We start from the raw sequence: 13,262 nt of genomic DNA, 5'->3' as shown, positions 1-13,262 counted from the left end.
TTAGAAACGTACCTTTGGTGTTCTTGAATTATTGCTAATTGTGCCGCCATTGGTACTACTGATAACAACCGTTTGCCCTTCTTTTAATCCAGATTTTACTTCAACTTCAACATTATTATTAATGCCAAGTTTAACCTTTTGCTGGTTTAATTTACCGTCTTCTAATACGTAAACAAGGGCATTATTATCCGGTAAGCTTTTTTGAATGGCTTGCGCTGGTATAGTAAGCACATTATTGACTTCAGCTAACACGATATAGACTTGCGCTGTCATCGAAATACGTAAAATATGATTGGGATTGTCGACATCAAACAAACCATTGTAATAGATAGCAGATGTCGTCGATGAGCTAATGGCGCTAGTTGTACTTTCACTATTAATCGAATCAGGTGCGGGTTCAATAGCACGTAAAGTGAGTCCAGTAAAACTCTCATTAGGACGACCTAAAATAGTAAAATAAACGGGCATACCTTTTTTGACGTTAATCACGTCAGCTTCTGAAATTTGTGCTTCAACCGTCATTTTATCTAATTGCGCAACTTTAACGATAGTTGGTGCACTTTGCACTGAGTTAACGGTTTGACCTTCATCAACAGGAATCGCAACTACAACACCACTAATAGGTGAGGTAATTTTGGTATAACCTAAATTAACCTTTGCTGTATCAACCGCAATATTAGCGCTGATAATATTAGCATCCAAGGCACGAATATCAGCCTTAATGGCATCTAAATTAGCTTTTGCCGCATCAAGATCAGATTGCGCCCCAACACCTTTATTAATCAGCTTTAATTGCCGTTCATAAGTTAAACGATAATTTACCAAATTCGCTTCTTTTGATTGGCGCTGTGCTTCAAGACTCGTTAATGATGCCTCGGCTTGTTTAAGATCATTATTTTGTTTGAGATCATCAATCTCAGCAATCATATCACCTTGCTGGATTTCATCCCCTAACTGCACATACAATTTTTTAATTTGCCCCGATACTTGCGCACCAACACTTACTTGTTTGAATGCACTAATCACACCATCAGCTAAAACGGTTTGCTTCACATTACCATTAGTCACTTTTGAGGTGATGTAATTCACCGTTGCTGGCGCTGGGAAAAAAATAATTTTACCGATATAGACTATAATTAATAATAAAACTGCCGATATTAACCATTTGATTTTAAAATATTTTGACAATCTAATTCATCCTTCTGTTATTTTTGCATCAATGTATGATACCTTTTGCTCATTTGATAATTATTATCAATATCATTTACGTATTAAGCAACAACTAAATTTTCTTTTACATAGAATCTTTTACATAGAAATAGTATCATCGGTTTATTTTTACTGCTTATTTATTTTATTTCATCTTAAGCAAACTCAAGTATATAATGCGTTAACCTTATAAGACGAGCCTGTGATATGCACGAAATCAGTCCTGAAGCCCACAAAGTAAAAGCAGCCCTTGCTGCTAAAAACCTTGAAACGCCATTATGTCGCCTAACAATGGATAATTCCGATCGTAAAAAACAAATTGAATCCCATTTTCGGGAAATAATGAAATTAATGGAGTTGGATCTTGCTGATGATAGTTTGCAAGAAACGCCGCACCGTGTCGCTAAAATGTATGTCGACGAGATTTTCGCGGGACTTTATTACGAAAATTTCCCCAAAATCACCTTGATCGAGAACAAAATGCAAGTCGATGAAATGATCACCGTTCGAGATATTACCTTAACCAGTGTTTGCGAACATCATTTTGTTACTATTGATGGTAAAGCGACAGTATCTTATATTCCTAAAGATAGCGTCATTGGCTTATCGAAGATCAATCGTATCGTCGAATTTTTTTCACAGCGCCCACAAGTGCAAGAAAGATTAACACAACAAATTCTCGTTGCCTTACAAACGCTTTTAGGTACTGTTAATGTTGCAGTTTCAATTGATGCGACGCATTATTGTGTTAAAGCGCGCGGTATTAAAGATTCTAGTAGCATCACAACGACAACAGCATTAGGCGGCGGCTTTAAAACAAATCCAAGTACACGACAAGAATTTTTACGTGCTTTAAATCATTATTAAATTCGCTTATCTTGCTTTTTTTACAATAAAAATCCAAATAAGCTAAATATTAATGTTTATTCTGATTTGATTGTAAAATAAATCTAATGTCGAAACGTCATTATAAAAATCCCTTTTATAGTACGTGCATCTTCAAGAAAGATTGGTATAATTCTTGGCTACTTTTGCTAATTATACCGTTTTCATGAAGATTATCCGCGGCATCGAAAATTTAACTCATCAATTTACGGGATGTGCTCTCACTTTGGGCAATTTCGACGGCGTGCATTTAGGACATCAGAAATTATTAAATCGCCTAATCAAGCAAGGTAACGCATTAAATTTACCAACAGTTGTGATGATTTTTGAGCCACAACCATTAGAGTTTTTTGCAACGCAAAATCACAATTTAAATGCACCGTCTCGATTAACATCATTACGCGAAAAAGTGATTTTTATCGAAAAATTAGGCATTGATTATTTAATCGTGGTTCCATTTTCGACTAAGTTTGCTACTCTATCAGCCAGAAATTTTATAGAACAATGGTTGATAAATAAGCTACAAGCACAATATATCATTATTGGAGATGATTTTCGTTTTGGTGCAAAACGGCAAGGAAATCTAGCATTATTAAATGACTATGCATCACGTGGTGCTTTTCAGATTGAAAGTATGCCATCGTTGATCAGAAAAAATTTACAAGATTCTAGTCAAATGCGTATTAGTAGTACTGCGGTACGAGAAGCACTACAACATAATGATTTTGAATTAACGCACACAATGTTAGGGCGCGATTATACGATTCAAGGACGCGTGATTCATGGTAATGCACTTGCTCGGAAATTAGGCTTCCCAACTGCCAATATTCTTTTACAACGTAAAAAACCCGCCTTATCGGGGGTATATGTCGTTAAAATCTTCAATCTTTGTACAAAACAGCATTATTATGGTGTTGCGAACATCGGTTTAAGACCAACGATTAATGGTAAAAATGCCGTATTAGAAGCGCATATTTTTGATTTTTCGGGTGATATCTATGGGCAAACTTTGCGTATTTTATTTATAGAAAAATTACGTGACGAACAAAAATTTGATTCGTTAGAGGCACTTAAACAACAAATTACTCAAGATGTTGAAGAGGCTAAAACAATCTTCGCAACATTAAATTCTTAAAATACGTTTAGACAAATAATGTTGTGAAAAAATAGTTTTAAAATTATTTATTATTAAGGCTACTTATTTTTAGAACTAATAAATAAGGTTTTGCAGAATCTCATTAAGATTATGCATATCAAGATAAAATTGATGAAGATCTAAATTGATAGCAATTAATCATAAAGATTATGATTAAACACGGGGCTAAATCATTAGCTCAATTTATATTTTCTTTATCATCTTATAAACATTTTTAACTGGAATACATCAGCATGACAGACTATAAGAACACATTGAATCTCCCTGAAACAGGTTTTCCTATGCGGGGAGATCTGGCTAAGCGTGAACCGGCAATGTTACAAAATTGGTACAATAACGAACTCTATCGTAAAGTTCGCCAATCTAAAAAAGGCAAAAAAGCCTTTATTTTGCATGATGGTCCTCCTTATGCAAATGGCAAACTTCATATTGGTCATGCCGTTAATAAAATTCTTAAAGATATTATTATCAAATCCAAAACGTTAAGTGGTTATGATTCCCCCTATATTCCAGGATGGGATTGTCACGGTTTACCTATCGAACAAAAAGTGGAAGAACAAGTGGGTAAACCTGGCATTAAAGTTTCGGCTGCTGAATTTCGTAAAATTTGTCGTGATTATGCTGCTTCGCAAATCGAATTACAAAAAACAGATTTTATTCGTATGGGTGTTTTAGGCGATTGGCAAAATCCATATCGAACAATGGATTATTCTACCGAAGCAAATATTATCCGCACACTTGGAAAAGTGATTGAAAACGGTCATTTAGTTAAAGGGGCAAAACCCGTCCATTGGTGCACCGAATGTATGTCATCACTCGCTGAGGCGGAAGTCGAATATTACGACAAATCGTCGCCAGCTATTGATGTTAAATTTAAAGCTGTTGACAATGACGCGGTCGCCGAAAAATTCCATGTTAAAACCGATCTGCCTATTTATGCCGTTATTTGGACAACAACACCATGGACATTACCTGCAAGTCGTGCCATTTCACTTAATCCTGATTTTGAATATCAATTAATTGAAATTAACGGCAAAGAATGTTTAATTTTATCATCAGATTTAGCCCCTACTGTATTAGCTCGTGCCAATATAACTGATTATAAAATTTTAGGTACTTGCAAAGGAACTGATCTTGAGCTTCTTCGTTTCGCTCATCCATTTTTAGATTTTGATGAACCCATTATTCTTGGCGATCATGTAACCAACGATGCAGGTACAGGTGCTGTACATACGGCTCCTGGTCACGGCGTTGAAGACTTTATGGTCGGTCAAAAATATAATATTGAAGTTGCAAACCCTGTTGATGGTAAAGGCTGTTATGTAACAGGAACAGGCGCCGGTTTAGACGGATTATTTGTATTTAAAGCTAACAAAATCATCGTTGACTTATTAACCGAAAAAAATGCCCTTTTACATCATGCCGTTATTGAGCATAGTTATCCTTGTTGTTGGCGACATAAAGCGCCGCTTATTTATCGTGCAACGCCGCAATGGTTTATTAGTATGGATAAAAAACAATTACGTGCAGAATCATTAGGCGAAATTAAGCAAGTACGCTGGATCCCAGATTGGGGACAAGCACGCATCGAAACCATGGTGGCAAATCGCCCTGATTGGTGTATTTCTCGGCAACGTACTTGGGGCGTGCCAATGCCTTTATTTGTGCATAAAGAAACTGAAACACTTCATCCAAACACACTTGAACTTCTTGAGAAAGTTGCGCAGTTAGTCGAAAAAAAGGGGATTCAAGCATGGTGGGATGCAGATGAAAGAGAGTTACTTGGACCAGATGCGGACACATACCGAAAAATTCCTGACACATTAGATGTCTGGTTTGATTCTGGCTCAACATCTTTATCGGTTGTTGCTGTTCGTCCTGAATTTGAAAGTCATGCACCGGATTTATATTTAGAAGGCTCTGATCAACATCGCGGTTGGTTTATGTCATCATTAATGTTATCGACCGCCGTTAAACATAAAGCACCTTACCAACAAGTATTAACCCATGGCTTTGTGGTTGATGGACAAGGTCGCAAAATGTCAAAATCACTCGGTAATATTGTTACTCCGCAAGAAGTCATGGATAAACTTGGCGCCGATATTTTACGTTTATGGATAGCATCGACCGATTATTCAGGCGAAATGAGTTATTCAGATGAAATTATAAAACGTGCAGCAGATAGCTATCGTCGTATTCGAAATACCGCTCGTTTTTTACTGGCAAATTTAAATGGCTTTGATCCTACAAAAGAAATGGTTAAGCCTGAAGATATGGTGGTACTAGATCGCTGGGCTGTAGCAATGGCAAAAGAAGCACAAGATGATATTATGCAAGCTTATGAAAATTACGATTTTCATAAAGTCGTGCAACGTATTATGCAGTTCTGTTCGATCGAGATGGGCTCTTTCTACTTAGATATTATTAAAGATCGCCAATATACAGCGAAGAAAGATAGTATTGCAAGATTAAGCTGTCAAACAGCGCTTTATCATATTGCAGAGGCCATGGTTCGTTGGATTGCCCCTATTTTATCATTTACAGCCGATGAAATTTGGCAATATTTACCGGCGGCTAATAAATCTGAATTTATTTTTACAGATGAATGGTACTCCGATTTATTTACCCTCGCTAAAGATGAAGCATTAAATAATGACTATTGGTCAACTATTTTAACTATTCGTAGTGAAGTCAATAAGATCTTAGAACAAGGACGTAATGATAAAGTTATCGGCGGTTCACTTGAAGCCGCTGTGACACTTTACGCCGATGAGGCAATTGCGGCAAAACTGGCGCAATTAGGTGATGAATTACGATTTGTGTTACTTACTTCACAAGCTAGCGTTAAACCATTATCTGAAGCTACAGCAACCGCCGTACAAAGTGATATTGCTGGGCTGAAAATTGATTTAGCCAAAGCGTTAGGTGATAAATGTCCGCGTTGTTGGCATTACACGGTAGATAATGATCCGACAACACATTTATGTAAACGTTGTGATATTAATATCAATGGTGCTGGTGAAATTCGTCACTTTGCATAATGACAAAATGGCTTGTGATATCTGCTAAATTAGCAACGAGCAAGCCATCAATTAATGACTTAAATGCCTTTCTTATCAAAAAATCGATGATTAAAATTGAATAGATCGATACGTGATGGGTGAGATATTTGCCGAATAATAACGGTAATTTACTTAATGAGTAGCAGGTATGAAAAAAAATAATGGACTTTGTTGGTTAGTAATTGCGGTAATTATCTTTTTGCTTGATATCGCCAGTAAATTTTGGATTATTAAACACTTCTCATTATTTGAATCGATTAATTTATTGCCTTTCTTTTCTATCACTTATGTCCGTAATATTGGTGCGGCATTTAGCTTTTTTGAAGGGCACCGTTGGTTGCTGGCTATTATTGCTATCATAATAAGTTTAGTGATTATTTATATGCTTTATCGTAATGGAAAATCGCAAAAACTTGAAAATTTTTCCTTATCGTTAGTATTAGGTGGCGCCGTGGGTAATTTATTTGATCGGATTTACCATGGCTATGTAGTTGATTTTTTAGATGTTAATTTTGGAAATTGGCATTACCCAACATTTAATATTGCAGATTGTGCAATATGTATTGGGATTGCTCTTTTTATTTTTTGTAGTTATCGAAATAAAAAAGACGATAAATAATATCAATGAACCGTAATCTAAATAACTAACATAACCAGACAAATTAAATAAGCGAAAAAAACATGTCTATGCAAATTTTATTAGCCAACCCACGTGGTTTTTGTGCCGGTGTCGATAGAGCCATCACGATTGTTGAGCGCGCATTAGAGCTATTTGGAGCCCCGGTATATGTTCGTCATGAAGTTGTGCATAATCGTTATGTCGTTAATCGCTTAAAGGAGTTAGGAGCGATATTTATAGAACAAATAAACGAAGTGCCCGACAACGCGATATTAATATTCTCGGCTCATGGAGTATCAAAAGCCGTACGCGAAGAAGCAAAGCAACGAAAATTACAAGTCTTCGATGCTACCTGCCCACTTGTTACAAAAGTCCATATGGAAGTTGCACGCTCCAGTTATCGTGGTGAAGAAGTCATTTTAATTGGGCATGCCGGTCATATTGAAGTCGATGGTACGATGGGGCAATACAGTAATCCAAAGGGGGGGATTTATTTAGTTGAATCAATAGTCGATGTACAAAATTTACAGGTTAAAAACGAGCAAAACCTTTGTTTTACAACACAAACAACTTTATCGGTCGATGATACTTCCGAAATTATCCAAGCTTTAACCCTTCGTTTTCCTAATATTCGTAAACCGCGAAAAAACGATATTTGTTATGCAACAACCAATCGACAACAAGCAGTAAAAGCCCTTGCTGCGAAAGCGGATGTTGTATTAGTCGTTGGCTCTAAAAATTCATCTAACTCAAATCGATTAGCTGAATTAGCACAGCGCGAAAGTACGCAAGCTTATTTAATTGATTTTGCTTCTGATATTCAAAGCGACTGGCTAAAAAATGCAACAACAATCGGCGTCACGGCCGGCGCATCAGCGCCAGATATTTTAGTTCAACAAGTGATTTCTCATTTAAAAGAGCTAGGATGTAAAACCGTATTAGATATGGATGGCATTCTCGAAAATATTACATTTGAAATTCCAAAAGCATTACGAATAGATATTTTGAATCAATACTAATTTTCTTATATAAAAATTAGAATTTTTTAATGCGTTCAAACTTTGCTAATAATTCTTCTTGCGTTTCTACATGGATAGGATCAGCAATAATGGCATTTGGAATAGGGCAAACTCGCTGACAAGTCGAATGATTATAATAACCGACACATTCGGTGCATTTATTCGGATCAATTTCATACGTATCAAACCCCATTGAAATCGCCTCATTTGGGCATTCAGGTTCACACATATCACAGTTAATACAACGTTCAGTTATTTTTAAAGCCATGGTAAAAAATTATCCACTAATTAATAAAGCAAAAAGGTCAAGCACATGATAAACAATCAATAAATTTTACAATCTTGTTTATATCGGGCGACATTATAAACATATTTTGTTTTATTGACGTTAAAAATCTTAAAATTGTGCTTAGTTATGAATTAAACGCTTATGTATTTAAAATAAACACTTATTAAATTCACGTTATCTTGTTGATAAAATTCCAGTACTTAAGATAATTATGGCTAATTGGGTTATAATGTGATGAATTTCTTTTGATGATTGAGTAACTATTTATGTCTAAACCCACTCCTATTATTTTAATTGATGGCTCTTCTTACCTTTATCGTGCTTTTTTTGCATGCCCTCCCTTAACTAATGCACAAGGTGAACAAACTGGCGCTATTTATGGTGTGATTAATATGATACGTAGCTTAATTAATCAATATAAACCGACACATATTGCCGTTGTGTTTGATGCAAAAGGTGGCTCATTTCGTAATGAAATTTATCCTGAATATAAGGCAACGCGTGAAGCGATGCCTGAAAATTTGCGTCCACAAATTGAACCGATTCATACTATTTTAAAAGCCATGGGACTGCCTTTGTTATGTGTTGAAGGGGTTGAGGCTGATGATGTAATTGGTACGTTGGCAAAACAAGCAAAAGCACATAATTTACCGGTATTAATCAGCACCGGCGATAAAGATATGGCACAACTAGTTGATGATAAAATCACCTTAATTAATACCATGAATAATACCGTACTTAATCCGCAAGGGGTCGAAGATAAATTTGGTATTACACCGAGTAAAATTATTGATTATTTAGCCTTAATGGGCGATAAATCAGATAATATTCCAGGTGTTGCTGGCGTTGGCGAAAAAACAGCACAAAGTTTATTAACGCATTTTAAGGGAATGGACGATCTATATAATCGTATCGACGAAGTTGAAAAATTACCTATTCGTGGCGCGAAATCCTTAAAACAAAAGCTGCTCGATAACCGTCAAGAAGCAGAATTATCTTATCGCTTAGCAACGATTAAAACTGATGTACAATTAGATTTCACTAACGATGATTTAATGGCAAATGCGATAGATGTACCAGCGTTAAATCAATTATTTGCGCGCTATGGTTTTAATCGTTGGCAAAAAGAATTACAAGATGGCAATTTTTTAAAAGAACAAGAGCCGGTGACCGAAAATGATTTAATCGCATTTACTGATACCGAAACAGCGCTTAACCATAAAAATGAAACGGATTATCAATGTATTTTAACACTTAAGCAGCTCGATGAGCTGGCTAATCGTCTTGCACAAAGCCAAATTTTTGCATTTGATACAGAAACAAATAGCCTTGATCATGTAACAGCTAATCTCGTTGGCATGTCTTTTAGCGTTGAGCCACATAAAGCGGTTTATATTCCACTGAGTCATCAGTACTTAGGTGTCCCCGATCAATTAAATATCGATGACGTTTTAACAAAATTAAAACCTATACTAGAAGATAAAAAGATTAAAAAAATTGCTCAAAATGCCAAATTTGATTACAACATTTTGGCTAATTATAATATTTACGTACAAAATATCGCGTTTGATACCATGCTCGAATCCTATGTTATAAATAGTAATGATCGGCATGATATGGATAGTTTGGCAAGTAAATATCTTAATATCAAAACAACGTCTTATAATGATCTGACTAAAATTGATAAAAAACAATTTACCATCGATCAAATTGATATCGAACAAACCACACAATATGCGGCAGAAGATGCGGATATTACTTTACAATTGCATAATAAATTATGGGCAAAACTCAGCCAAGATAGAAAACTTGAGCAATTATTTACACATATTGAGATGCCATTAGCACTCGTTCTTGCCGATATGGAACGCACAGGCGTATTAGTCGATGCTAAACAATTAAATGTGTATTCACACGAGTTGGCGGTTAAATTAAATGAGATTGAACAAGATCTACAAAATTTAGCTGGCGAAAAATTCAATCCGGCTTCTCCTAAGCAAATCCAAACTGTCTTATTTGAAAAACATCATTTACCCATCTTAAAAAAAACACCGAAAGGCGATCCGTCAACCAGTGAAGAGGTATTAAGTGAACTTGCAGAAGAATATGAATTACCGCGGATGATTTTATTCTATCGTAGCCTTGCGAAGCTTAAAAATACCTATACCGATAAACTTCCGCTTATGATCAGCCCTAAAGATCATCGAATTCATACGAATTATAATCAAATTGGCACCGTCACGGGTCGATTATCCTCAAGCGATCCCAATTTACAAAATATTCCAGTGCGCAATGAAGAAGGTCGGCGTATCCGTCAGGCTTTTATTGCCCCTAAAGGATTTAAAGTTATTTCAGCGGATTATTCACAAATCGAACTGCGTATTATGGCACATCTTTCGCAAGATAAAAGTTTACTGGATGCTTTTGATCATGATAAAGATATTCACCGCGTTACCGCTGGCGAAATTTTAGGCAAACCGGAATCCGACGTATCATCAGAAGAAAGGCGCCGTGCCAAAGCCGTTAACTTTGGTTTAATTTATGGCATGAGTGCTTTTGGATTATCAAAACAAATCAATATGCCACGTAAAGAAGCGCAATTTTATATTGATCGTTATTTTGAACGTTATCCGGGCGTGCAGCATTATATGGAACAAACCCGCGTGCTTGCAGCTGAAAAAGGTTATGTAGAAACCCTTTCTGGTCGACGTCTTTATCTTCCTAAAATAACCTCAACCAATGGCATAGAGCGCCGTGCTGCTGAACGTGCTGCGATTAATGCCCCAATGCAAGGTACAGCTGCCGATATTATTAAAACAGCGATGATAAAAATGTATGACTGGATTAAACAGCAAACACCTAATACCATTAAAATGGTCATGCAAGTACACGATGAGTTAGTTTTTGAAGTTAGGGATGATTGTGTTGATGCTTATCATGATCAGATAAAACGGATTATGGAAAATTGCTATAAATTATCTGTTCCGCTTAAGGTCGAGATTGGCATAGGTAATAACTGGGATGAAGCACATTAAGTTATTCTAAAAAAGACCCGATTAGTAAATTATAGTTTTATTAATCGGATCTTTTTTAGTTAGTAAACTAGCAAAAAACGTAATAAAAAGGCGAGATAAATCACTATACCTCGCCTTTCAAGAAAATTACTTTATATTTTAAGCAATTATATTTTAAACAAGTTGCTTTTCTTCACGCGTCATTTTTTTCATTTTTTGTTCAATACGTTGACGTTTTAATGGCGATAAATAATCGACAAATAATTTCCCTTTCAAATGATCCATTTCATGTTGAATGCAAATCGCTAATAAATCATCTGCATCAATTTCGTAAGGTTTTCCATGCCTATCTAATGCTTTGATTTTAATTTTCTCAGCGCGAGGCACAAAAGCACGACAGTCAGGAACGGATAAACAACCTTCTTCAATCCCTGTTTCGCCCTCTTTGCTAATCACCTCAGGGTTGATAATCACATAGACATGACTTTTATCTTCTGAAACATCAATAACAATAATTTGCTCATGAACATCGACTTGTGTCGCAGCTAAACCAATTCCGCCTTCGTCATACATTGTTTCAATCATACTATCGATAATAGATTGATGTTTATCGGTGATTTGTGTGACAGGTTTAGCAATTTTGCGAAGCCGTTCGTCGGGAAAACGTAATACCGGTAAAATAGCCATAAATTTTTCGATCTACTCCTCAAAAATCATATTTATACAAGCTGTTGGCATTGTAAACATTTATCTTACTAATAAAAAGGCATCGCTGGCTATTAGTTAAATTAATATTAGTAAAATTAATTATTGCAAAGCTCAAAATATGCAAACTCAAAATCCTATAAAGATTAAGGTAAATTATCAAGATGATAAAGAAATATGAACTCTTTTTACGAATTTCAATGCTTGGAAAAGGTAAACTTGACATTTTTAAAAAGATTTTGCAATGCTATCCAGATGGATTAGACGATTCATTAACCGATTTTTTGGATGTCTTAAATAAGCTTGGGCTTGAGGACGCATTAATTGAAAAATTATTAGCCATTGATGATAATAATATCAAAAAAACATTAAATTGGTTAATAGCCCATGAGTCACATTCAATGATTGCTTATTGTGATTTAACCTATCCTGCGCTTCTTCGTCAAATTAGCTCACCCCCTTGTTTATTATTTGTTAAAGGCAATCAACAGTTATTATCTACACCACAAATAGCCATGGTTGGTAGTCGAAATTATAGCGAATATGGGGCATCATGGGCGCGGTATTTTGCTCGTGAACTTTCTATTCATGGATTAACCCTAACCAGTGGCTTGGCGCTTGGTATTGATTCGATTTGTCATCGAGGATCGCTTGAAGTAGCGGGGCATACAATTGGCGTATTAGGCAGTGGTCTTAATTTTATTACCCCCCAAACAAATCGTAATTTAGCAGATGATATCGTGCAACAAAACGGATTATTAGTTTCTGAGTTTTCGCCTTTTACACAAGCCAGAGCCGAATATTTTCCACGCCGTAATCGCATTATTAGTGGCTTAAGTTTAGGGACATTCGTTGTCGAAGCATCGATGCAAAGTGGCTCGCTAATTACCGCTCGTTATGCTTTAGAACAAAATCGCGATGTGTTTGCACTAACGGGAGAAATTAATAATGAAAATTATAGTGGCGCCCATTGGCTCATTAAACAAGGTGCCTATTTAGTTACAAGCCCAAGTGATATTTTAGAGCATTATGTAAATTACCTGTCAACATTAAAAAAAGCAAATATTAATGAGGACATGGTAAATAAATCTATTTTATATCCTGAAGTTTTTGCGCTTATTCATCATCAACCTATCGCCATTGATAATTTAGCTGAGCAATTAAACCTATCTGTGCCTGAACTGGCGATAAAATTATTAGATATGGAATTAGAAGGGATCATTAAAACAATACATGGTGGCTATATTCGTACGATTAATTCCTAAAAAGAAATACGGTTTAGGAATTAATCAGTACATTCAAAT

General features: G+C 35.8%; 10 protein-coding genes. 7 read left to right on the top strand and 3 right to left on the bottom strand.

Annotated features, from left to right (window positions below):
• The gene (locus tag ACSYSW_RS01340; protein WP_491705056.1) at positions 1–1,188 is read right to left on the bottom strand and encodes an efflux RND transporter periplasmic adaptor subunit; all 1,188 of its coding nucleotides are present in this window, start codon (positions 1,186–1,188) and stop codon (positions 1–3) included.
• A 228-nt stretch (positions 1,189–1,416) separates the two neighbouring features.
• Between ACSYSW_RS01340 and folE the strand changes: the two genes are divergently transcribed.
• The 5 genes from folE to ispH all read left to right on the top strand — a co-directional run bounded on the left by folE (position 1,417) and on the right by ispH (position 7,950).
• Positions 1,417–2,076 carry a GTP cyclohydrolase I FolE gene (gene folE, locus ACSYSW_RS01335; protein WP_491705057.1) on the top strand — a complete coding sequence of 220 codons (660 nt, stop codon included), beginning with the start codon at positions 1,417–1,419 and terminating at the stop codon, positions 2,074–2,076.
• 184 nt (positions 2,077–2,260) lie between these two features.
• A complete protein-coding gene (ribF, locus tag ACSYSW_RS01330; protein ID WP_491706122.1) occupies positions 2,261–3,229 on the top strand; it encodes a bifunctional riboflavin kinase/FAD synthetase in 969 nt (322 codons plus the stop codon).
• Positions 3,230–3,483: 254 nt separating this feature from the next.
• Positions 3,484–6,291: an isoleucine--tRNA ligase gene (gene ileS, locus ACSYSW_RS01325; RefSeq protein ID WP_491705058.1), complete on the top strand. Its 2,808-nt coding sequence runs from the start codon at positions 3,484–3,486 to the stop codon at positions 6,289–6,291.
• Positions 6,292–6,460: 169 nt separating this feature from the next.
• Positions 6,461–6,931, top strand: a complete 471-nt coding sequence (gene lspA / locus ACSYSW_RS01320; RefSeq protein WP_491705059.1) for a signal peptidase II — start codon at positions 6,461–6,463, stop codon at positions 6,929–6,931.
• Positions 6,932–6,999: 68 nt separating this feature from the next.
• A complete protein-coding gene (gene ispH / locus ACSYSW_RS01315; protein WP_491706123.1) occupies positions 7,000–7,950 on the top strand; it encodes a 4-hydroxy-3-methylbut-2-enyl diphosphate reductase in 951 nt (316 codons plus the stop codon).
• Between the two features lie 16 nt (positions 7,951–7,966).
• Here ispH and ACSYSW_RS01310 read toward each other — a convergent pair whose 3' ends face one another.
• Positions 7,967–8,218: a YfhL family 4Fe-4S dicluster ferredoxin gene (locus ACSYSW_RS01310; RefSeq protein WP_491705060.1), complete on the bottom strand. Its 252-nt coding sequence runs from the start codon at positions 8,216–8,218 to the stop codon at positions 7,967–7,969.
• A gap of 287 nt (positions 8,219–8,505) precedes the next feature.
• Between ACSYSW_RS01310 and polA the strand changes: the two genes are divergently transcribed.
• Entirely contained in the window at positions 8,506–11,274 is a 2,769-nt protein-coding gene (gene polA / locus ACSYSW_RS01305) for a DNA polymerase I (protein ID WP_491705061.1), read from the top strand.
• Positions 11,275–11,427: 153 nt separating this feature from the next.
• Here polA and def read toward each other — a convergent pair whose 3' ends face one another.
• Positions 11,428–11,940, bottom strand: a complete 513-nt coding sequence (def, locus tag ACSYSW_RS01300; RefSeq protein WP_491705062.1) for a peptide deformylase — start codon at positions 11,938–11,940, stop codon at positions 11,428–11,430.
• 182 nt (positions 11,941–12,122) lie between these two features.
• On the opposite strand from def, the gene dprA reads away from it, so the two are divergent.
• Complete coding sequence (dprA, locus tag ACSYSW_RS01295) at positions 12,123–13,223, top strand: DNA-processing protein DprA (protein ID WP_491705063.1); 1,101 nt, start codon at positions 12,123–12,125, stop codon at positions 13,221–13,223.
• The last annotated feature ends 39 nt before the right edge of the window (positions 13,224–13,262 follow it).

This window comes from Gilliamella sp. ESL1225 (genome assembly GCF_058502635.1).
This window is presented reverse-complemented; position numbering and strand designations above follow the sequence as displayed.